At 57.0% G+C, this 24234-nt stretch carries 11 protein-coding genes, 1 tRNA gene and 1 pseudogene; 3 read left to right on the top strand and 10 right to left on the bottom strand.

Annotated elements, in window-relative coordinates; genetic code table 11:
- From BMX59_RS25835 to BMX59_RS25810, 6 genes are all read right to left on the bottom strand, one after another.
- Positions 1-213: an MbtH family protein gene (locus BMX59_RS25835; protein WP_054097936.1), complete on the bottom strand. Its 213-nt coding sequence runs from the start codon at positions 211-213 to the stop codon at positions 1-3.
- An 85-nt stretch (positions 214-298) separates the two neighbouring features.
- Positions 299-9724, bottom strand: coding sequence for a non-ribosomal peptide synthetase (locus BMX59_RS25830; protein ID WP_093127313.1), 9426 nt, complete (start codon positions 9722-9724; stop codon positions 299-301).
- Between the two features lie 163 nt (positions 9725-9887).
- The gene (locus BMX59_RS25825; protein ID WP_054097938.1) at positions 9888-10268 is read right to left on the bottom strand and encodes a bleomycin resistance protein; all 381 of its coding nucleotides are present in this window, start codon (positions 10266-10268) and stop codon (positions 9888-9890) included.
- A gap of 646 nt (positions 10269-10914) precedes the next feature.
- The gene (locus BMX59_RS25820) at positions 10915-11940 is read right to left on the bottom strand and encodes a GNAT family N-acetyltransferase (protein ID WP_093127309.1); all 1026 of its coding nucleotides are present in this window, start codon (positions 11938-11940) and stop codon (positions 10915-10917) included.
- A gap of 677 nt (positions 11941-12617) precedes the next feature.
- Complete coding sequence (locus BMX59_RS25815; protein ID WP_139212932.1) at positions 12618-15020, bottom strand: hypothetical protein; 2403 nt, start codon at positions 15018-15020, stop codon at positions 12618-12620.
- 132 nt (positions 15021-15152) lie between these two features.
- Positions 15153-15929, bottom strand: a complete 777-nt coding sequence (locus BMX59_RS25810; protein ID WP_093127301.1) for a dermonecrotic toxin domain-containing protein — start codon at positions 15927-15929, stop codon at positions 15153-15155.
- Positions 15930-16017: 88 nt separating this feature from the next.
- Between BMX59_RS25810 and BMX59_RS25805 the strand changes: the two genes are divergently transcribed.
- The 3 genes from BMX59_RS25805 (at position 16018) to istB (ending at position 19763) form a co-directional block, all read left to right on the top strand.
- Positions 16018-17364 carry a hypothetical protein gene (locus tag BMX59_RS25805; RefSeq protein WP_175486710.1) on the top strand — a complete coding sequence of 449 codons (1347 nt, stop codon included), beginning with the start codon at positions 16018-16020 and terminating at the stop codon, positions 17362-17364.
- Between the two features lie 103 nt (positions 17365-17467).
- On the top strand, positions 17468-18967 hold the full coding sequence (istA, locus tag BMX59_RS25800) for an IS21 family transposase (protein ID WP_139212934.1): 1500 nt from the start codon (positions 17468-17470) through the stop codon (positions 18965-18967).
- Positions 18960-19763 carry an IS21-like element ISPsy20 family helper ATPase IstB gene (istB, locus tag BMX59_RS25795; RefSeq protein ID WP_093127298.1) on the top strand — a complete coding sequence of 268 codons (804 nt, stop codon included), beginning with the start codon at positions 18960-18962 and terminating at the stop codon, positions 19761-19763. Before istA ends, istB begins: the two co-directional genes overlap by 8 nt.
- A 168-nt stretch (positions 19764-19931) precedes the next feature.
- Here istB and BMX59_RS25790 read toward each other — a convergent pair.
- The 4 genes and pseudogenes from BMX59_RS25790 to uvrC form a co-directional block, all read right to left on the bottom strand.
- Positions 19932-21443, bottom strand: a pseudogene (locus BMX59_RS25790) (tyrosine-type recombinase/integrase); the annotation flags it as partial.
- 235 nt (positions 21444-21678) lie between these two features.
- Positions 21679-21754 (bottom strand) — tRNA-Gly (locus tag BMX59_RS25785).
- A 63-nt stretch (positions 21755-21817) separates the two neighbouring features.
- Positions 21818-22378 (bottom strand): CDP-diacylglycerol--glycerol-3-phosphate 3-phosphatidyltransferase, encoded by a 561-nt coding sequence (gene pgsA, locus BMX59_RS25780; protein WP_003232771.1) that lies wholly within the window; start codon positions 22376-22378, stop codon positions 21818-21820.
- A 32-nt stretch (positions 22379-22410) separates the two neighbouring features.
- Positions 22411-24234 (bottom strand): excinuclease ABC subunit UvrC, encoded by a 1824-nt coding sequence (uvrC, locus tag BMX59_RS25775; RefSeq protein ID WP_092249788.1) that lies wholly within the window; start codon positions 24232-24234, stop codon positions 22411-22413.

Genomic DNA, 24234 nt, shown 5'->3' with positions numbered 1-24234 from the left:
TCAGCTCGCATTCTCTTGCATCCAGCGACGCAGGCTTTGCGGACGCATGTCGGTCCAGACCTCACCGATGTAATCGAGACACTCCTGTCGCGTGCCCGTCTTTCCCTCTGCACGCCAGCCGTTCGGCAAATCGCGCTCCTGTGGCCAGATTGAATACTGCTCCTCGTCGTTCAGTACGACACAAAAGTTAACCTGCTCATCATTGTCGAACATCGAAATCTCCTTCCTGTAGATATTCATGGTGTTGTTTAACTGCTATGGCAGGCACGCGTCGATGACGCTCCTGCCCTCCTGCCCCTCATACAAACGGCACAGTGGAATCTGTCGAAGCCATAAGCATTGCGTGAACTTCCTTAATCGTTCCCACCCAACGGCTATTGCTGCGCACCAGCCGAGTCATCCCGTTCACGGTTGGCTCGGCAAGTACATCGTGCAATCGTAGCTCGATGAAGTAGAGGTCATACAGGCGCCCCAGAATGCCAAGGGCATCGATCGACGTGCCGCCAATGCGGAAGAAATTCGATTCGCCCGAGACCTGTGAAACGCGTAATACATCACACCAGATCGCGCGAACGGCGGCTTCGACCAGATCCGCCGGCTCGTCCGGTTCCGGCACGCTCAAACCATCATTCAAGGCTTCGACTGCGCGCGGCTCCGCCGTGTCGATGACGACAGACACAGGCGCGCAGCCGACCCGGGCAGCCGCGTACTCACTCAGCAACATCGACGCAAGCTCGCGCTCGCCACGCAGATCGCCCTGCATGATGCTCTGCTGACGCACGTCGAGCGGCCCGGCAAGCACCGCGCAGCGAACCCTGGAACCCTGCAGAGCGGCCAGGCCGTTCGGGTTGAAGCCCAGCATGCACATGCCCAGGTTACGCTGCGGCGCATGGGTCATAAGACGCTGGCTGAACGCACCGATCGCCAGTCGAGCAGCGCGTTTTACTGCTGCGTCGTCCGAAGGGCAATCCACATACAATTCGATCAGCAGCTCTGTGCCGCTGTGCACAAACCCGTCAAGTAAAGGGTGCGGACCACACAACTGCTGCTCGGTAAACCGGCTGCCGGCCTCATAGGCAAAGACTTGCAAGTCCGCTCCCTGACGACGGTACACACAAGCGCGAACCGCAAGAGATGGCAGCTGTGGGCGCGGCTGCGAATCACGGCCAGCGCACAGTTCGAACGCTGCCAATGGGGTCATGCCCGGGACAGCAGGTAATACATCAAGCGCGCCTTCGCGCATGCACAAACCACGCTCACGAGCGGCTTGATCGATAACGGCGCTCATCGTGCCCGCCTCGAGCTCGGCGAACGCCATCGCCTTGTCTGCGTAGTGCGTCGCGATACGCTCGATGTCTGCTGCCAACACTAGATAGACGCCGTCATTGGGTATTGAACGGCCAATCACATCCTTTCCGCAGTCTTTCAAGCTACGCGCCACCGGGTCGAGCCTGTACCAACCTGCCGACAGTCCGTAACCGTCAGGCACACCCAGGTAGGCATGCACGGCGTAGCAACTGCCGGCTGAGGGATAGGGAAACTTGGGCAATGGCATCGAAGGTACGTCCAGCGCCGCCAGACTGCCGATCCATGCCAGTACATCAGCCAGATCGATTGGCCGCGTATGCAGGGGCGTGCCGCACGGCATGTGCGCCGCTTCGAACCAATGCTCAAGGAAAACCGGCTCTAATGCCGCGCCCCAAAAAGCTCGATAGCTACGACGGGCGAGTATTGCCGATCGTGAAGACGCGTCCGGATCAGGGACCAACCAGTCACCGTTCACATCCTTGGCACCCACCATCCGCTGGCGCATATGCTCAAGGCGATCAAACCAGGAAAGCGAACTTGCGAGTGCATCTGCTGAACTTCTAGCCCATCGCTCCAGCACAGGCACTGCCAGACGCACAGCCGCCGCAGGCGCAATGCCGCGGTCGGCGGTCTGCTTCCACGCCTCGATGACATGAGGGTGCGCATCGAGATGCGCCACAACGGCATCAACAGGGTCCTGTACCGCCCGTACCCGCGCCAAATGATCACTGCAAGCGCTCAACAGTTGCGCCGGCGCCTCCAACTGTGGCGCGCCCCAAGCATTCGGATCATCGCCCAACCGCTCAAGTGCAGCCACGTAGAGTGCGAAAAGCGCTTGTATCAGTTGCGCATCAAACACATCGTCGCGGATATCCCAGGCGAGGAGCAGGTTTCCATGCTCCTGGTAGACCTGGTGGTCAAGCCAGACCTGAGGCGTCTGTGTGAGGGCATGCACTACCTCGCCCTGGACATCATCGAGCGCCAAAGAGGCGCCGCTGTTGACGGGAAGCACCAGTGCACTGGTGAACACAACGGGAGCGAGCGCGACTCTGCCGCGATGCCTGGACAAATCCTGCAGGACTTGCACGCCGCTGTACTGGCTATTGTCCAGGTCCGACAAGATCTGCCGGCACAATGCCCCAATCGCCTTGTTCAACGGCTCGCTGTCGTTGCATCGGTATTCGAGCAGAAAGGTCGATGCAAAGTCGCCAACGATATCGTTGATGTCAGGATGAATCGGCGGCCGGTTGAAGTGGGTGACGTTGATGACAAAGGATGCATTGGCACTGGCCAGACGCAGGACCCGACCAAAGACTGTCAGCAGCATCGATGAAGGCGTGGCGCCGCATTCGAGCGAGCGCATTTTCAAACGCGTCCACCGCTCCTGATCAATCACTTGGGTATAACGGGTAAACCTCGCCGCTGTCGATTCGTCTGCGGCGTGGTTGATTGGCAGCGCAGGCGGTGACGGCAATGTTTCAAGCCGCTCCTGCCAGTAATTACGCATACGCGAGTAGTGCGGTGAATGACGGAAGGTGGCCATGTAGTTGACGTAGTCACGGAACGCGAAATTCAGAGCTGGCAACGAACCTGCATCCTCCCGATAGAAGGCAAGCAGGTCCCGGGCAATGAGGTTGGTGCTCCATGCATCCGCAATGATGATGTCAAGGCTGATATGCACGCGTACCACGTTGTCTGCATGCCGACTGGCTGCAATAGAAAACAATGGCCATTGGGTGGGGTCATAGGCGGCCAGCGAGAGTCGGCGGCGAGTGGCGGCCAATTGCTGCGTTTGCTGCTCGGCGGGCTGGCTGCGAACGTCATCCACCGCAATGACGTAGCGCGGTACCCGCTCAAGCACTCGTTGTTCGCCCCCGTCCCTGAACACGCAACGCAGCATGCCATGCCGCTCGACGATAGAGTTCACCGCCCCTTCGAAGCGATCGAGATCCAACCCACGATAATCGATCTCGATATAGGAGTGGGCGGCAACGGCGCCCAAGGTCATGTCGTCGCGTCGCCCGACATGATATGAACGCTGGATGTCCGTCAACGGAAACGGCAGGAACTGTTGCGCCGAATCAGCGGCAACGGCCATAGGCAGCGGAGCGACTGTCCCGCCTCTGGCGTCCCGGCAGCTTTCCACATACTCGGCAAGTGCTTGCAAATTCGGATAATCGTAGATCGCCCGTGCTGTCAGGTCCAGGCTGAAGATCGAATTGAGCTTGGCGACGAAGCGGGTGGCGACGAGGGAGTCCCCGCCATTCGTGAAGAAGTTGTCTTGTTTCTGCGGATGCATCACCCCCAGCATGACCTGCCAAAGCTCAGCGACTACCGGTTCGACAATCACATCACTCGACCCGCGGTCCCGCAAGGTACCAGCCTCGCAGACCACCTCATCACGCAGCGCAGCGCGGTCGACTTTTCCATTGGCGCCCATCGGCAAGGCAGCCAGGATTTGCAGCGCAGTCGGTACCATATAGCCGGGTAAATGGGCTTTGACATGGTCCAGTAACAACCGACGGATTTGCGCTCCGCTCATTTCGTCGCTGCCAGGCGCAAGCACCACATGAGCATTCAATTGGCGGCCACCCGTCACGGTCGATACGGCATTTTTTACTAACGGATGCGCCTGCAGCACGCTTTCAACTTCGCCAAGTTCGATCCGCAAGCCATTGAGTTTAATTTGCCCATCGCGTCGGCCTATAAAACGGATATCGCCGTCAGGTAGATAACAGCCCATGTCGCCCGTGCGGTATAGACGCTCCCCCGTTCGAGGATGATCAATGAACTGCGCAGCTGTCTTCTGGGGTGACTCCCAGTAGCCGCGAGCCAACCCTGCCCCACCAATATAGATTTCACCTGTCGCCCAGACAGGGCAAGGCTGGAGCAGATCGTCAAGTACATACATTCGCTGGCCCGGCAACGCTCGGCCATAAGGAATACTGATCCAATTCGGATCGATCGATTCGACGGGGAAATAGATGGACCAGATCGATGCTTCGGTAGCTCCACCCAGTGAAATCAACTTCGCGCCAGGCGCAACCTGCTTCAGGCGTTCGTACACCGTCAACGGTAACCAGTCACCGCTGAGCATGGCCAGACGCAGACTGGCCAAGGCCTCTGCACGGCCCGCACTGGCGTCGACCATCAATTCCATGAGCGCCGGCACAGAGTTCCACACTGACACGTGATGCTTTCGAATGATTTCGGGCCAGCGCCAAGGGCGCGCAGTCTCCTCCGATGTCAGCATCACACAGGCGCCTCCGGTAAAGAGCGGCCCCCAGATATCGAACACGGAGAGGTCGAAGCATAGGGAAGATACACAGAGGATACGATCGCGCGCAGTCAAATCGAACAGCTGGTTGATCGAGTCAATCGTGTTGACTACCGCACCGTGTTCGATCACCACGCCCTTGGGCGTTCCGGTGGTTCCCGACGTAAACATTATATAGGCGACGTCATCCGGCCGGGCACCGACCGGCTGCACGCATGGCGCATGTGCGAATGCCGAGTCGTCGAGCACCAGCGCCGGGCAGCAGGTCGCATCGTCAACGTCCGAATGGCTGTGGACCAGCAGCACCGCAAGCTTCGCCGCAGACATGACCGCATCACGTCGCGCCGGGGGCCAGGTCGGATCAATCGGCACATATGCGCAGCCGCCCAGGGAGACGGCGAGCATAGCGACGACGGCTTCCCAGCCCTTATCCAACAGCAGGCCTACACGTTCACCAGGATGTATGCCACGAGCCTCAAGCCCCCCCAGCAGCCGTAGGGCGAGGTCAAGCAACTGCGCGTAGGTGAGCTCGCGACCAGCCGCGATGAGCGCGACCTGATCCGGATGGGTGCGTGCGGTCTTGAGTACTTGCTCAGGCAATGTACCGTTCGCAATCGGGTTGTCTTCAAGCCTGCAGTCACAGGCTGGCATCGACGTGGTACGAAGACTGACCGTCCAAGAATCATCTCGGGTCGCCAGCGCCGTCAGCAGGCACTGGTAGTGGGCAAACATCGCCTCGACCACTGCGGGCTGGAACATGTCGTCGATGGCATCCCAGTTAACGACCAACCCGCCATCCGCCTCCTCGATCTGGCAGTCTATCCACACATTTGACGTTTGCGTGACACTGTCTATCAGTCGCCCGGACAGCAGACTCGACTGATGAGCATCCGCCTCTGGCAGACCCAGCGCACTGGTGAATACGACGGGCATCGCAATTCGTTCGCCGCCGTTGCGCCGAGTCAGTTCACGTTGAACTTGCACACCACAAAACGTCCGGTTCTCTAGAACTTCGCGCAATTGCAATTGCATTCGAATAAAAGTATCGGCAGCGACTTCATCACCTGTGGGCTCGCAGTTGAAGACCAACGAAGAGGTGAAGTCGCCCACCAGCTTGTCGATGTCCGCATGCAGAAGTTGGCGATCGAACAGCGTCAGGATGAGCGAGAAAGCCTCATTGCCGCTCCAGGTTTCAAGGGTGGATGCGTAGGCACCCAGCAACACGCTGGTGACCGAAACGCCGGCCGCTGCCGCTTTGACCTGCAGGGCCTGCCATTGGTCTCGCGACATGCGCATCCCGCGACGCTTGAAGCGCAACAGTCCTTCATCAGCCGGTCGGTTCCGCGCGATTGGCAACTGCGGTGTCTTGCCCAACTGATCTATGCGCGCAAGCCAGTAAGCTTTGGCCCGATCAAACTCGGCCCCTTGACGGGCGGACTGGGTCGCGAGCACGTAGTCACGAAATGAGATCGCAACCTGCGGCAGCACGACGTCTTCTTGACGGTAGATCAACTCCAGTTCACGCATCAGCAGGCGCGCACTGAAGAGGTCAATGAAGAGCATATCGAACGCGAAAAAAAGCCGGTAACGATTACCGCCGAGCCAGCCTGCCGCAACACGGAACGAGGGCCATCGCCCTGGTTCAAAGCGCAACCTGGAGAACGAGTCCCGCCGGTGCTCTAGCTCAGTTGCCAGCGCTTGCCCGGCCAGCCGAGACAGGTCCCACGTCTCGATTGAGTAGTGGGGAACTTCAGCCAGGATACGCTGGCCATCCTCGCCAACGAGAACAGCACGCAACATATCATGGCGACGAATAGCACGATTGAGTGCCTGCGTGAATGCAGGCAACGACAAGGTGTCATAGTCCATGGAGAACGCACAGATCGTAGACATCTGCGCCTTATCGTTCACGTCATGCCCGATCCGATAAGCCTGTTGCATGAGCAGCAGCGGGAAAGGCTCATGGCGCGATTGCACATCGGCGCTCAAAGGAGTCCGGGTGACAATCCGCCCGCTCTCAACCTGCTTGCTGATCTGCAAGACAGTGCCACGAACGGTAGGTGCTGCAAAAAAATCAGCGAGGCGCACTGAGCAGCCGAAATGCAAGTTCAACGTATCCACCAAGCGGATCGCCATGAGGGAATGACCACCGACCTGCTCGAAATGATCGTCAATCGATACGGCGGTATCGCCCAGGACCTGGATCCAAACACCCAAGACTTCGCGTTCCAGTACTGTAAGGCTGGCGTGACCAAGGGTTTTATCTTCAACCGGTAGCGCCAGCGCATGAAGTGCTTTGCCATCGCGCAGTAATTTGCCCGAGTCGGTACGCGCAATCGCACTCACTAACACCCAGCGGCCAGGGATAGCATGCGCCGGCAACAAGCTACGTGCATGCTCGAGCAGCTGGGATTTGGACAGCTTAGCGTGCGCTGAGTAAAAGGCCGTCAACCGCCTGCCATCTTGCTCATCCACTATGACTGCAATGTCGCGCACTCCCGGACAGGTGCCAATGGCCTCCTCTATCTCGAGTAGGCTGGTGCGCATTCCGCGCACCTTCACCTGCATATCGGAACGCCCGAGGTAGTGACAAACCCCCGACTCATCGACGCGGCCCAAGTCGCCGGTGCGAAACATGCGACCATCCTGAAGCGCCGGCCAATATCGATCTGCGGTCAGCTCAGGCGCGTTATGGTAACCGCCACCCACTGGCACCCCCCAGATGACAATCTCGCCTGCAACCCCGCGAGGGACCACATTACCGCGGGCATCTATGATGGCAAGGGCTGTATTGGCGATCGGCCGACCGATTAGGGGTTCCGCTTCGTCGACGAGGTGACAGGTGGCATCTGCCGTCACTTCAGTAGAACCGTAGATATTGAGCAGCGGCACACTTGGAAATACATCTCGAAACGCCTGCGAGACGGAGCGAGACAGCGACTCGCCGCTGCAGTGAACCCTTTTCAAGACAGGTTGCAGCCTAGGCTCATGGGTATCGAGAAGCGACTCAAGATACGTCGGCACCACTGTCAAGTGCGTGATGCGCTCGCGAACAAGCAACGCCCAGAACTGCCGAGGATCACGAACGGCATCGTCAGGCGCCACTACTGCACAGGCACCACCGAGGATCGGCGCAAGCATTTCAATGATCGAATCGACAAACATTGGCGGGCTACGCAGTACGACCCTATCACCCGGCTCATACGGGTAGTTGCTCCATTGCCAATGAAGTCGATTGAGTACGGATTCCACCAACCCATAGGCACCTTTGGGCTGACCAGTGCTGCCAGAGGTGTAAATAAGGTAGGCAGGCGCCGCGCGCGCCTGCCGTTGAGCCGTTGGCACCGCACGAGGCTCGCCTGGTTCGGCCAGGTGTATGTCGAAAGCTGCACAATCAGAACTCAATGTGCGCAGCCGTTCAAGGCCCTGTGCATCCGTAATGATCAATGCAGGAGCACAGTCCGCGATTTGTAATTCTAAACGGGCATCGGGAGACGACGGCGGCAACGGCACATAGCAGTGCCCCTCACTCAAGATCGCAAGTAGCGATACTACCAGATCTATAGAGCGATCCAGATGCACGCCAACCCTCAAGCTATGCGCTTTCAGTGATCGCAGCTTGGCAGCGACCCCCTCGACACGCTCTTGTAACTGGCCGAAGGAAACCACCGTGCTTCCTGAACGTATGGCGTCCTCATCAACACAGCGTCGGGCGGTTGACTCGAATAACTGGGCAACCGTTTGCTGGGGCCACTGCCTCCTCTCACCCTCAATGACACTGCTTTGCGAAAGCAAGCCAGCGTTGCACATGACGCTATCCACAGGTTGCCCAGGGGCGCTTATCAGTTGCTCGCACAAATGGATAAATCGCGTGCCCAGACTCTTCACTGTCGCTTCATCATAAAGCGTCGAGTCGTACTCTAGAGAGAGAGAAAATGCATTCGACTGCTCGGCAACCATAACGGTTAAATCAAACTTGGCCGGCGCTTCAGGTAATGTCAGCGGGGTAAACTCGACGCTGTCAATCCTGGAGACTGCCGCACCGTTCTGGTAGACGAAAACTACAGAGGCATCCAGCAGTTGACCTTTTTTGGCAGCCTCCATGCGCAACTGGTCAAAGGGATAATCACGATGCGCAAAAGCATCTTGCCAGGCGGACGATACCTGCTGCAGGTAAGATAAGAACGGTAAGCCTGGGTCGGCATGCGGCTTTACCAATACATGATCAACGAAACAACCGATGACATCGAACCAGCGTGCATCATCGCGATAACCGACAGTTACCGGAAGGCACCAACTGCCCGAGCCCGCCTCTCCTTGCTTCAGCAATAAACCAAGTACCGCGAGAAACACGGTAAATGGCGACACTCCCGCAGAGGAACACAGCGCCCTTAATTCAAGGCTACTGTGCTGCGCGAGCGCGAAAAACTGCTTGCGCCCCCCTCCGGACTCAACCATGGCCCGTGAACGATCACAAGGTAACGCAGCACAATGCTGCCCCTCGATGAAGCGATGCCAATACGTGCGAGAAGCCTCAAACACGCTGGGGTTAGCCTCCAATTCAATACGCCGGGCATGCGCGTACTCAAAGAATTGCAATTTGCTTGATGCCTGTGCTGCACTTCCTAAATAGCGGGAAACGAGCTCAGAGACCAACACCCCCTGGGACCAACCATCCGAGACGATATGATGCACCGTCAACACGAGCACACTTTCGTTTGCACTGAGTGCGAAATACGCACAGCGGAGCAAAGGCCCCCGCCTCAAATCGAATGGTTTGCTTACATGCTTTTTGATCGCTGCGTAAAGCCTGCGCCAACGCTCCGGAGCAGGAAACATTGACAGATCTTCGACCAACAGAGGGACAGGTACATAAGCACCAGCAAACTGCCAAAGCATACCGTCGCGCTCAACAAAACACGCCCGCAATGAGTCATTAGTCTCAATAACGCTGTTAACAGCCGCTAAAAGCCTATCTTCCTCGAGAACGCCATTGATGTGAACGGCAATAGGTGAATTGTAGACAGCCTCGTCGGGAGCGCGCTGCTCTTTAAGCCAAATAGATTCCTGCAAGTGTGAAACGCGAAAACTTTCTTCCTTGGCAGCCGACCGTAGATTACTGGGTCCAGACTTGAACATATCAATTCCATTACAGTCGTTTCAACACGGGCTTGCAGGAACACTACCCAACACAGGCACAGGGGGCCGCGCAGATATCCAGCAATCTTTTAACACCCATCACTCACCCAGCGACACCCCCGCCCCCTCAACGGGAGAGAAGACGATATCGCTGACATGAAAATCAGTCGTGGTCATGGTGCTCGTCTTCTAAAGATTGGCCGAACTTTAGGAGATTGCCATCCAGATCCAAAACGTACAATTCCAGGGTTCCCCAGCCAGTGTGCACAACGTCCCGTATTTCTGGTAACGCCGCTTTCAAATTAGCGTGAACCTCGCGTATGTCCTCTACTCGAATATAGCAAGACGTACTCTCCGCAATGCGTTTGTCATCGCACTTCCAAAAGTGCAGTTCTATCTCGCCCCACGCCGCCATTCCATAAGAAAACTCGTCAACTTGATGCGCTTTGAATCCCAAAGATCTGTAAAAATCCAGCGTACGCCCAATATCTGTCGACGCCAGGATAGGGATAGCCTTGGGCAAACGCTCTTTGTGATCAGTCATAACTTTCTCCACAGTAACCATCTACCAAACCCGCTACCAACTATCAATCGGATTTGATTCACTTGATGAGGCAATACCATATACCGGCTATACACCTTAGACAATGCAGGCCCCACACAGAAGCACACAGATGAATGCGATATTCTAAAGGGATCGTTAGAACCGGGGGGGCAGGCCTGCCACTTATTAGCCATTAGCGAAAGTAGCATTCCGCATGAAGCCAAATGTCTTGGAGGCAGTGCCGAACCGAGCGTCGGAGGCGCCTAGGATGGGGACGACTTTCACTTTTTCTGTCATATACGATCCTTGTACGGTGTAGGCAGAAACGCAATAGTACCTGCCCTCCGTGAAAAATCAACATACGAATTCAAATTGGACTATTGACACGCCGTGTGATTCGCAAAGCTGCTGGACGACTGCAACTCGCTCTCAAATACACCAACGCCGGCCAGACACGAGGCGTAACTTTCCTGACATCACGAATAAGGGAAGGCGGAATGCCCCGCCAGCAGAAATAACACTCGTCAGACCCCGAACCCACTACAGAACTGACCACGACGGCATAACGACATCACGGACCTCGAACAAAAAATATTGACACAGCAGCCAATACCATGCCTTGACAAGACTTGAATTACCTGATGCGTCAATCAGGAGTGCCGCACAGGTGATTCCGGGTAAAAAAAGCTTTCCGGCCGACAGTCATCAAAGCGGCCCGCTTGTGCGGAAAGTCGAAATATTTATTCAGTACAAATTCATGACGCCTAAGCAGCGAAATAACCTTCGAATTATCCGCGCGCGGCTCGACAACAATACGATCTGTTCTTATATCATCGAGAAACAAATAATGAACAATCGAAGACATCAAGCAATCGGTTCTTCGGCGCCCCAAGAACTGTTTCTCTCCTACCAAGACATGAAAACCACGATCATAGTCTTGCGCCTCACAAAAGGGAGCTATTCGATCCTCTTTTGCCCAATAAGCTTCAATGTATGCAAAAGGTTCGCCTGAAAAGCAGGCAACCATTGAATATATATGAGGGTCACTCTCAATCCGACTCAAATACTCAAAATGATCATCAAGAGTTCCACCCTCCTGCCAGTATGGCAACACTCGCGGATCATTCTGCCATTTATTAAACATCACGAGATCACTTTCAATTTCCAGACGTCGAAATGTTAAAATATCCTGCAATGCCGGATCGAAGCGACGATAGCACTCTCCACGGGGCTTCGGGAGCCTGACAGGAGCGCCCCCCTTATCTCTCTCCACATCTATAGCAGGCTGGAGTATTCGCCTGGGCGACAACCATGGACTGGCGACTTGTAAAAAATCAGCACTTGAGAACACATAACGCTGCCACCCCTCACCGAGCGCAACACATTCCGACACCGCGACAGAAAGATCAACTGGAAGAGAATCAACTTCAACGAAAAAAAATTTCGCCTCAGGCCGAATTATAATTAAGGCATAGAATAAAGACCACAACGCCTCATCTCGTAACGACAACTCGACTGTTTTAACTGAAGCTCCACACACCTCATCTACCGTATTTATCCTGGCGATCAGCATAGGGCTCTCACCATACGACAGCTCAACTACTTCCTCCTCCATTTTTATAATCAGCTGGTTCCCATTTCGTAGCGGAACAGTAAATAATTTCGCATCCATGACGCCTCACCCTCACACTTACCAGATAGATAAAAACTTTGTTTAGACTAACTAACTAGGCAACATCATTACATAACACGAAAATGAAGGCCAGCCCCGGCAAGCGACCAGTTCAAAAGTCATCTATCACGATCTGCATGCAGTATGGGCTAGCACGCTCGGTTCGGCGCGACGGATCAACCTGTCGACTCAGTTCGTCAGATACAACTCCCAAGATATGCGCGAGGCCGTTGCAGCCAGAGAGGGTATAGTCCTTGGCACGAGGTTTGGCGTGTCTGACCGCGGTATCGGTGAGAGCCATCGTACAATCTCCGTCTCGTTTGAATAGAGGAGATTTTTACGGTTTCCAGCGAAGCGAGCCCCACGAAAAAGTGATCTACCAAGCGCCGGATTAATGGACTAGATAATGTACTAAAAAACCGCGGCGGCTAGTAGTTTAAAGAAGAACTTACTGGAACGAAAAAAGAAGCATAAGCCTCTTTTTTGGTTTTCTACATACTTCAATGGAAGTCTGTGGAAAAATAATTGGCGCGGGAAACGAGACATCTACCAGCCATCTAAGCACTTGAATTTATTGATATTTCCACTGCTTAAACGCTTTCGATGGACTCGATTCTGGACGATTTCCTCAGGCACCGCAAACCTGTGATCGGCACGTTCGAGCATGGATACCTTCATTAGTGTGGTTGCCCCAGCAAATTGAGGAACAACTTGTGGTCCAGTGGTGGCGTCACCGGAGCATAGATCACCCTCACCACAGCTGCGTCGCTGGGCCCAGCCTCGCGCACCAGGTCTTTTTGCAGCAAGTAGCGCTGGCCTGCCAGTTTCAGATGGGCAACGCGGTAGTCGCTGTCCGCCGCTTGGGTGTCCGCATAGTGAAAGTGCGCATACCAAAGCACATCGGGTTGGTTTTTTTCCTGAATGGCGAACTCTGCAACGTAGTCGCCGCTCGCAGTGGGCTCTCGGTGGTGCACCAGGTTGATATCGACCTTTCGGTGGGTCCACAAGTAGTCCACGTTTTCCTGGGTGGGGCGCTGGGCCTTGTAGCCTGTACTGCAGTAGTCATGTGCTGCTTCGCGCATGCTGGCGACCGTGGCTCGATACTCGGTCAACAACGCAGGCACACCGGGCTTACCTGCATGAGCAGCTTCCATTTCCAGAATGACACTGCCCAGCTTGTCGGCGTGCTGCGTCAACATGATGCCCCAATCCATCGGATTGACCTGTTCGCGACGTGTCGGGTCGTGCAGCTTTTTCATCTGGAATTGGATAGAACGCTCTATGCCGGTCTTTTGCTCCATCAGTTGATTGACGACACTCTTCAAGTTGGCAAGGGAACGCTGGATCGGCGCCGGTGCCGGCGCCTCAGGACGAGCAATGATCAGCTCCTTCCACACCCCCTCAACGGGGTGCTCGATAAAACTGGCGATCGGTTGCTGGTTGAGCGGATCGCGAATATCCATGATCACCACCGGCTCATCGGCCTGCGCCTCACGAATATCGCCGATCAGGGTGCCGCGTCGCTGGGTCTTGAACACCCGCTGAGTCGAACGTGTGAGCGCTCGCAGTGACGGCCCACGCGTCTGCACGGGTATTCCCTCCTCCTCGCGAACCAAGGCCGCCAGGTCGGACTCGGCATTGCTGCGGGCTTGGTCCAATCGCTTCAGAAAACGGGCCTGATAGATCTGGCGACTGAGCGCGGGCTCAAGCTCATGCAGTGAGCCAGACGCGCTGGCCAGGCTGGTGTACTGGTTGATCAAGGTGGTCAGCACCGCCTTGCGCTCGCTGGCGGAAAAATGCGAATACGTCCTCAGAGCAATGTGGGACGACGTCGCCGATCGTAAGTTCTGCTCGTTGAGCAACTGGTAAAAGTGCTGGAGGTGAGGGGCGTCCGTCAGCTTGAGCCGGTCGATACTCAGGCTTCTCAGCAGGTTAAGATTATTCAGCACAACGTTGAAGGGGTCCGCCATCTCCTGGGTGGGCAGTGACTTGATGAATACGCGACTGGCGCCCAAGCCCCGAGTGGAGTCGTGGGCGTGTTCATTAAGTGTCGCCTCCAGCGCATAGGTGTCTTGCAACAACTGTTCTTCACGGTCGCTCATGTCCATCAAGCGGATGATCAGATCCTGGTAGGCCTCTGGGGTCTGAGCCGGCGCGTGGGCGTTGATACGTCTGGCGATCTCACCAAGGGTTTCACCCCGCGGCGAAAGGCTACTGTCCATGGCCAACGTCAAGTGCAGGTTGTGAATAAGCAATTGCGTGGAGCTAATGGAGGCATATTCGCCGGAGCGGGCCTTTTCGAAGTCACTGGTGTCGAGTACGGCCTCGGCGGGTTTAATCGCCTTGATCAACGCGCGTCGTGCATCAATCAGAAGCGTGGCCTTGGATGTGAACGCATCGAGTGCGTTATTGAGTGATTGAAGGAGTGCCTGGCAGGTAGCTTGCTCATCCTCGTGCTGTTTTTTCAAGAACGCGACTTTCCGCTCATCGGTGTTTTGCGTGAGCAATGCCCACCATTTGCGCAGTTTTCTTCGCGCCGATAGATAGAGTTCTCGCTGGGTTTCGACCTGATCGAAATGCACCTTCATGACGCTGGCCAATTGCTCGGTTTGCAGAGTGAGCCGGCCCTGTTCGGCCTGCATCGCCTTCCGTGCAGTGCTATTTCTCAACTGTTGCGCCTTGATCCTGTCACTCGGAGCGCCCGCCCGAAGCTTGGGTGCGAGGTCAAAGATCCAACGGCCACTGCCCGTACTTTTCAACCAGGGCCCGGCGCGCGACAGGTCTTTGGGATCAACGATCAGCACACGGTTAGACTCGCGGCTGACACGAAAAAAGCCCTTGCCCACCAACGCATGCAATCCATTCTCCAGGCGATAAAGACCTTGCAAAGGCCCGCTCATGATTGGCGTCGGCAGCGTGGCGGGACGAGGCATGCTGAAGCTGTGGGCGTGGGCGCGCTGGCTGCTGCTGAGATGGTTCAGCGGGTTGGAGAAAGCAAAATCGAAGGCGGTTCGACCATCAGCAATTGCCACGTCAAGCAGCGCTACGGTGACTGCTCCTCGTTTTGCCGGAGCAGGCAAGATTCCACTGGGGCGACGCAGGGGCGCCAATGCCAGTGCGGTATTGCGCGGGCCTGCAACGCGAGGCGCCGGGCCCTGGGCCACATGCAGCAGGGCCAGGCTCAGGCTGCTCAACAGGTCCACCCACGCCCGCTACCGCGTAGACGGATCGCCACTTTCCAGCGCCGGTATGTCCTGGCTCAGGCTTTGAGTCAGCATCAACAACCAGGCAATCGACATGGCGGAGCCTTGCAGCAGGGGCAACAGCAAGGTGTTGAGCAGCAACCCCCCGCCTTCGAGCAACAGCGCCCAGCGACTTTCGGCATTGGACACGGATTCACGGTCCGCCAGATCGATCAGCGCCCGTGCATGCTCACCAAACAAATACCCCGGCAATCGGTTGGAGCGCAGGTGTTGCAGCAATTCCTCACTGCCCTCATCCACGGCCAACATGGCGGGCGCGGGTGTTTCCAGCCCATCGAATTCCGAGCCCAGTCCGAAACGCAGGATATGCGGCTCAATGAATCCACCGTTGGCATACACCAGCCGCGCGTGCTCGTGTAGCCACATCAGTACGCTGTTCTGCAGTGGACCGGGCTGGGCAATCGCGGCAAGTAAAGCTTCGCGGTCGGGATACTGTGTGAGCAACTGAGGGTACAGGGGCCGATAGAGAACCACCGGCCCTGGCTGGAGGTCCTGCGGCTCTATCACGAACATGTTGTCGACCTTATCCGGCTGGGCACCGGGCCGACGCACCAGCGCCAGCGAGCGGATCACAATCGGGCGGTCTTCGACAACGCGCTCAGGCTCACTGAGTTGCATCAGCGCAGCGATATACCGATAGCCCTGCACAGTGAAACCTTGCTGGCCCCGGATCGAAAGCTCCAACGCCTTCATCGGCAGTTGAGCGCGCAACTGCTCGCCGAACAACTGTTGGCGCGGTACCTTTTGGTACCACGCGCACCGGCATGGTTCTACAGCGCTGCAAGTTGCCAGCGGTGCCGCAGGCGCCCTGATTGTGCGCGGCAACCGCCCCTACACCGGCAGCAAGCCAGGCGACATCGACACCATTCTCAAGGATGCCGCCGGCAAGCCCATTACCGAACAAGTCTTTTTGTTCCAGCAAATCCCCTATGCCTGTTTCGACGACAAGGGCGACATCATTAAGCAAAAAGATGGCACCTGGACGTGTCCCAGCGGCAAGACAGGTGTGGTAGAGAACTTCGATGCGCAACTCTCCTCGCCCACTGCCTGGGATGAGAGCGGTCGGTTCACCAGCATCAACGGCGTGGTGCAACCGACCCTCCAGGGCATTGCCGCGGGAGAAATCCAACGCTGGCGCTTCATTCACGGGGGTATCCACGACACCGTGAACCTGCAGATCGTGCCCATGAACACGACCAATCCCAAAGCCAGTCTCGCGCTTAAAGGTGTGCTCAGTGGTACACCGAAGGAACAGGCTGCGCTGATCGCCGACCTGTGTCCGGTGACCGTGCCCGACGCCAGCAAACCGGTCGAGCTCGTCCCTCAATTCGAGATCGCCGCCGACGGACTCACACGCACTGCCATTCGCCCCATCGGCGCGAACAAAAAAAGCGTCAGCGGTGGCATCGGCAGCAACTTCCTGCAACCCGGCTATCGCAGTGATGTGTTGCTGATGTTCCCCCACGACGGCACCTACTGTGTGCTGAACCAGGCGGCCACGCCCGCAGAACGCGCCAATGCCGGCCCCGATGGCGGCCCGGATGGCCAGCGCCCGAACGAAACCCAATTGCTGGCGACGGTGATCGTCTCTGGCGGCAAGGTCGTGACCGACGACCCGCAAAGCTATATTCAGCAAGCGCTCTATAACGCCAACAAAACGGACCCGTCGCTGCCCGCCGAGGCCCTCGAAGGGTTGCGGAGCGGCAACCTGAAACCTTGGCGCGGGATGGACGACCTCAAGGATGCGGTGGTCAACAACGACATCCAGAAGGCTGACTTCTTCATCGGCACTCCGCCATTCCCGCCCTCACCGCCCGCTACCCCGCCGAAAAAACCGGGAGAACCCTGGACAGGCGCGTTCGGTTTTTACATCAACTACAAGTCCTATGATCCGGACCGCATCGACTTCACTCGCCAGGTCAACACCACCGACGACTGGGTGCTGACCTCGCAGGGTGAACCCCACATCTTTCATATACACGTCAATCCGTTCCAAGTGATGGACGTGCTCTACGCCAAGCCCGGCGAGAAGCCCAAAAGTATCTTCGGTCCCAATGGCGAGTGCCTGGTGCCAGCCGACGAACTGGGACTGCAAAACCAATACTGCGGGATGTGGCATGAGTTCAAAGACACCATCTTCGTGCAGAACTGTTGCCGCTGACCGAAAACTGACCCAGTAGAGGCTGTTCTGCCGACTGAAAACTGACCCAGGTGTTCAACTGCTTCTGCTCACTTTTTGAGCAGGAGAACACAGGGTGATCAGCATGGAAATGTTGGGGAAAATCCGGCGGATGTACTTCCGCGACAAGCTCTCGCTGCATCAGATAGCCAAGCGTACCGGGCTGTCTAGAAACACCATCCGAAAATGGGTCAGAGCCCCCGAAGCCAATCAGCCGGCGTACCAACGGCGCGCAACCTTCAACAAACTCAGCCCTTTCCACGAGACGCTGGAACAGGCGCTCAAGGCCGATTCGTTCCGGCCAAAACACAACCGCAGGAGCGCCAAAGCGCTTTTCGAGCAGATCAAGGCCGAGGGTTACGACGGCGGCTACAGCCAGCTCACGGCGTTTGTGCGCTCTTGGCGAGGTGAGCAAGGCAAGTCTTTACGCGCTTTTGTACCGCTGACTTTTGCGCTCGGCGAGGCGTTTCAATTTGACTGGAGCGAAGAGAGTCTGCTGATCGGTGGCCTGTTTCGACGTATCCAGGTCTCCCACATGAAGCTGTGCGCCAGTCGCGCATTCTGGTTGGTTGCGTACCCCAGCCAAGGCCACGAGATGCTGTTTGATGCCCATACCCGTTCGTTTGGAGCGTTGGGTGGCGTGCCACGTCGCGGCATCTACGACAACATGAAAACGGCTGTGGACAAGGTCAACAAAGGCAAAGGCCGCACGGTTAACGCCCGGTTTTCCGTGATGTGCGCGCACTATCTGTTCGATCCGGACTTCTGCAACGTGGCCTCTGGCTGGGAGAAAGGCATCGTCGAAAAGAACGTGCAGGACAGCCGGAGACGAATCTGGCTCGATGCTCAAAACTGCATGTTCCATACCTTCGAGGAGCTGAACGTCTGGCTCGGCCAACGCTGTCGTACGCTCTGGGCCGAACTTGTACATCCGCAGTACAACGGTTTGACAGTGGCAGAAGTCCTGGAGCTGGAGCAGGCTGAAATGATGCCGATGCCGACGGCCTTTGATGGCTACGTGGAACGCACCGTCCGTGTCTCTAGCACCTGCCTGATCAGCGTGGCGCGCAATCGTTATTCGGTGCCTTGCGAGCGTGTTGGTCAGTGGGTCAGCAGCCGTTTGTACCCTTCGCGGATCGTGGTCATTGCCGACGAAACGGTGATCGCCAGCCATGAGCGCCTTTTTGATCGAGATCAGGTCAGTTTTGACTGGCAGCACTACATCCCACTCATCGAACGCAAGCCTGGTGCACTGCGCAATGGCGCGCCATTTGCTGATCTGCCAAAACCGTTACGGCTTCTCAAACGAGGACTGAGGCGTCACACCAACGGTGATCGAATCATGATGCAGGTACTGGCTGCTGTGCCAATTGCGGGTCTCGAACCTGTGCTGGTGGCGGTGGAACTGGTACTTGAATCGGGAAGTCTGAGCGCCGATCACATCCTCAATGTCCTTGCCCGCCTGACCCCCACCGCACCACCTCCCTGTGTAGAAACCAGCCTGCAACTCAAGGTCGCGCCTGTTGCCAATACGGCGCGCTACGACCGGCTCCGTACGACCGATGAGGAGAATCGCAATGCGTGACCTGATGACTGAACTCAAAGAACTGCGCCTGCACGGCATGGCCAGTGCTTGGGAAGAACTGGTATCTCAAGGAACAGCGTCGACGGCTTCATCGAAATGGCTGCTGGAACATCTGCTTCAGCAGGAACATGCGGATCGCGCGGTGCGCTCGGTGAATCATCAGATGAACATGGCAAAACTCCCCATGCACCGTGACTTAGCTGGCTTTGACTTCAGCGCTTCCAGCGCTGATGCCCGGCTGGTCAGCGATCTATCCAGCTTAGCGTTCACTGAAACCGCGCAAAATGTCGTGTTCATCGGAGGTCCTGGAACCGGGAAAACACACCTGGCCAGTGCCTTGGCTGTATCCGGAATCACGGTCCACAACAAACGCGTGCGCTTCTTTTCCACGGTGGATCTGGTGAATCTGCTGGAACGTGAGAAGTACGATGGCAAGGCAGGGCGAATCGCCCAGGCACTGCTTCGCACAGACCTGGTGATACTGGATGAACTCGGATATTTGCCCTTCAGCCAAAGCGGCGGTGCCCTGTTATTTCACCTGCTGTCCAAACTGTACGAACACACCAGCGTGGTCATCACCACCAACCTGAGCTTCTCGGAATGGTCGAGTGTGTTTGGCGACGCAAAGATGACCACAGCGTTGTTGGATCGGCTGACACATCACTGCCACATCGTCGAAACGGGCAACGAGTCTTACCGCTTGCAACACAGCACCTTGGCGGCCCAGACAAAGATCAAGTCACGGGAACGAAAGCGCAAGGACGGAGATGATATCGAGGACGATGAGCCATTTTGATCCGCACCATAAATACCCTGCTGCATGCATACATGCGGTGGGGGTTGATGCGTCTTAAATCGGCACACTGCTGCTAAGCTTATCCACAATTGCTGGGACAGAAATCAGCAATCCGTCCTGGGTCAATTTTCAATCGGCAGGATGGGTCAGTTTTCAATCAGCGCCAACATCATAGGTGGCTAGCATCTCGGCGCGCTGGCGTTGAATGTCAGATACTTGGGGTTCGCGCAGCTGTTCAGTCTGCATTGGAATAGGTAGGACAGGTGAATACTGAGCCGCGTTAAGGACCTGTTCGTTGCTGACGGACATTTTGGAGACTGGGGCCGTCGTCGCAGGGAAGCCACTGCTGTACAGAACGGCGTTTGCGTTCGCGCTTTCCAACGAAGGTAACGAAGCTGCACCTTCTAAACGAATAGTAAGCGGAGAGCTAGCCGCTTTCAGCTGGCCTTGCCCCCAAAGATCCAGACGGTTCGCCCAATCCTGCATCATGGTCCGGCGCTGCTCGACATATTCCGCGTGATTGTAGGCCGCACTCACCTTGTCCGGATCGGCGTGAGAAAGCTGAGCATCCACCCAAACCTTCGGGTATCCGATCTCGTTCAACGCCGTCGAGATCGTCGCCCTCATCCCATGCCCGGTAAGTTGATCGGCGTACCCCATCCGACGTAACGCGCCATTCAGCGTGTTCTCACTGATACGCTTGCTCAGGTCGCTTCGATGCGCAAACAAGTAGCGCTGTGCGGGGACAACCTGATCCAGCAAGTGACGCACGATCTCCAGCGCCTGAACTGACAGCGGCACGATATAAGGCGGTACGTTTTGGGTCTGCTTTCCAGGCTTCCGCATCGCTAGCTGGAGTTGTTTCACCACTTCCGCCGGTATGACCCACAAGCGCTTCTCCAGATCGAACTGGTCGGGTGTCGCCAACCGCAATTCGCCCGTGCGGACACCGGTCAGCAACAACAACCGAAGGCCAAGCCGAGTATGGTTGGCGCCACCGTAGTTTCGAAGAGCAGCCATCAATGCCGGAAGCTCATCCATTCGGAGAAATGGATTGTGCGTCACGGGAGGTTTGGGAAGTGCGACCACATCAAGGTCTGAAGCTGGGTTGTGTTCCAGCCCCTCGATCTTCACCAACGCATAGCGGAACAACTGGTTGAACCAGGTCCGGCATTTTTCGGCGGTCGTTAAGGCCTTGCGCTGCTCAATCCTGCTCAGCAAATCCAACAGATCGTGACGATTGATATCGTAGATGGACCGCCCACCCAGCGTGGGCAGGACGTCTTTATTGAAGATTCTCAAGATTTGCGAGAGCGTGCTTTGCCGGCCTTCCTTCAGGCTCAGTTTGCGAAACTCCACCCACAGATTGAACACGGCCTCGAAGGTATGCTCTGCCGCAAAACGAACAGCACGACGCTGTTGTTTACGGTGCTCATAGGGATTGATGCCTTGGGCGACCAAGGCGCGCGCCTCGTCACGTCGAGTACGGGCTTCTTTGAGACTGATTTGCGGATAACTGCCGAGAGACATGCGCTTCTGCACACCCGCCCAGTAATATCTGAAACGCCAGATTTTCCCGCCGCGTGCGGTCACGTTGAGCGCGAGCCCATCCGTGTCGCCTATCGTGTAGTCATTGCCGGTGATTCGGGCTTGCCGAACGGTGGTATCTGAGAGTGCCATCGAGAGCTCCTGAACAGAGTCAGGGCCAGATGCTCGTCTCGCTATCCAAGCTGCTCCAGCAAAAAACCGATTCAGTGCACATCCAAATCCAAGATCCTCGTTCGGGACTTAAATCGGGACTTAAAAGCACTGGATGGAGCTGGATTTCAGTGGTTCCCGCTGGAACGAAAAAAGGGCCTAAAGGCCCTGATTTCAATCACTTACAGAATTCAGCGGAACTCTGTAGCGCAATATTTGGAGCGGGAAACGAGACTCGAACTCGCGACCCCGACCTTGGCAAGGTCGTGCTCTACCAACTGAGCTATTCCCGCGTCTTGGTGATGCGCATTCTATAGAATTATCAGAACCGGTCAACCCCTTGATTCGAAAATGTTTTATTTCTTTTCAACGGTGGTGCGCAGATGCGGCCAGGCAGCGCGCAGGTACTGGAGCATGGACCACAAGGTCAGGCCGGCGGCGATGAGCAGCAGGGCGTAGCCGGTCAACACCCAAAAGGAGAAGTCCGACGGGTTGGCCAGCAGGATCACCAGCGCGAGCATCTGAGCGGCGGTTTTCCATTTGCCCATGTTGGAGACAGCGACATGGGCGCGGGCACCGATTTCGGCCATCCATTCGCGCAGTGCGGACACCACGATTTCGCGACCGATGATCACGGCGGCCGGCAGGGTCAGCCACAGGTTGCCGTGTTCCTGCACCAGCAGGACCAGGGCGACGGCCACCATGAGTTTGTCCGCAACCGGGTCGAGGAACGCGCCGAACGGCGTGCTCTGTTCCAGGCGACGGGCCAGGTAGCCGTCGAGCCAGTCGGTGGCAGCCGCGAAGGCAAAGACGGAGCTGGAGGCCGCATAGCTCCATTCGTACGGCAAATAAAACAACAGGATGAAAATAGGAATAAGCAGGACGCGTAGAACGGTGATCAGATTAGGGATATTCATCGGCACAACTGGCTACGAGGTGGAAAGGCATTCTATTCGCTGTGCAGATTCGCATAAATCAACTCAGCGAGCTTTTTACTGATACCGGGAGCTTTGGCTATTTCGTCAATGCTGGCACGGGATAGCTCCTGCAAGCCACCAAAATGTTTAAGCAAGTCGCGTCGCCGTGTCGGCCCGACGCCCGCCACCCCTTCCAGGGTTGAGGTTCGCCGGGTTTTGCCGCGTCGGGCGCGGTGACCGGTAATGGCGAAACGGTGCGCCTCATCGCGGATCTGCTGGATCAGGTGCAACGCCGGTGAGTCGCCCTTCAAAGTGAACTCATGGGCGGCATCATTCAAGTACAACGTCTCGAAACCGGCCTTGCGCGTAGCGCCCTTGGCTACGCCGAGCAGGATCAGGTCGGGCACCGCCAGTTCGTTGAGCACGTCGCGGGCCATGGACAGCTGGCCCTTGCCACCGTCCACCAGGAGGATATCCGGCAGTTTGCCCTCGCCGTCCTTCAACTTGCTGAAACGCCGGGTCAGGGCCTGGTGCATGGCCGCATAGTCATCGCCGGCGGTGACGCCTTCGATGTTGTAGCGACGGTAATCGGCTTTGATCGGCCCTTCCGGCCCGAACACTACGCAGGACGCCACCGTGGCTTCGCCACTGGAGTGGCTGATGTCGTAACACTCCAGGCGCTGCGGCGGCTCGTCCAGGTTGAGGACTTCGGCCAGGGCGTCGAAGCGTGCGGCGACGTGCTGTCGATTGGCCAGGCGTGCGCCCAGGGCCTGCTCGGCATTGGTCACGGCCAGTTGCTGCCAACGGGCTCGCGTGCCGCGTACGCGATGGCTGATGTCCAGCTCGCGGCCGCGCAATTCGTGGATCGCCTCGATCAGCGTGGGGAAGTCTTCGTGCACCACGTTGACGATCAGCTCCGATGGCAAATCGCGCTCCGGGCTGCTCACGTAGTACTGGCCCAGGAAGGCCGCCATGACCTCAGCCACGTCTTCGTCGATACCGGTCTGCGGGAAGAAGTTCTTGCTGCCCAACACCCGCCCGCCCCGCACGCTGATAAGGTGCACGCAGGCACCGCCCGGGTTGACGAAGGCGGCGATCACATCGACGTCACCGGTACCGCCTTCCATGCTCTGCTGGTCCTGCACGCGGCGCAGCAGGGAGATCTGGTCGCGCAGTTCGGCGGCCTTTTCGAAATCCAGGGTGCTGGCCGCCTGCTCCATGGCGCCGGAGAGTTCGTCGGTGAGGGCATTGCTGCGCCCTTCGAGAAACATCACCGAGTGACGCACATCCTCGGCGTACTCGGCCGGCTCCACCAGGCCCACACAGGGTGCCTTGCAGCGCTTGATCTGGTATTGCAGGCACGGCCGGGTGCGGTTCTTGTAGAAGCTGTCTTCGCACTGGCGCACAAAAAAGGTCTTTTGCAGCAGGCTCAGGCTTTCGCGGATCGCGCCGGCGCTGGGATAGGGCCCGAAATACTTGCCCTTCTGCTTCTTCGCGCCCCGGTGAATGCTCAGGCGTGGGAAGTTGCCGTCGGATAAAAACACGTAGGGGTAGGACTTATCATCGCGCAGCAGAATGTTGTAAGGCGGCCGCCATTCCTTGATCAGCGTCTGCTCAAGCAGCAGTGCTTCGGTTTCATTGGCGGTGATGGTGGTTTCGACCTGGGCGATGCGCGCCACCAGCGCGGCGGTTTTCGGCGCGAGACCGCTCTTGCGAAAGTAGCTCGCCAGGCGGTTCTTCAGGTTCTTGGCTTTGCCGACATACAGCAGGCGCGCCTCGCTGTCGAACATGCGGTACACGCCGGGGCGGCCACTGCAGGTCGAGAGGAAGGCACTGGGATCAAACGGTGTGGTCAT

The sequence above is a fragment of the Pseudomonas sp. NFR09 genome (assembly GCF_900111535.1).
GTDB lineage: Bacteria > Pseudomonadota > Gammaproteobacteria > Pseudomonadales > Pseudomonadaceae > Aquipseudomonas > Aquipseudomonas extremorientalis.
Note: the sequence above shows the minus strand (reverse complement) of the source record. Positions and strands in the feature narration are given on the sequence as shown.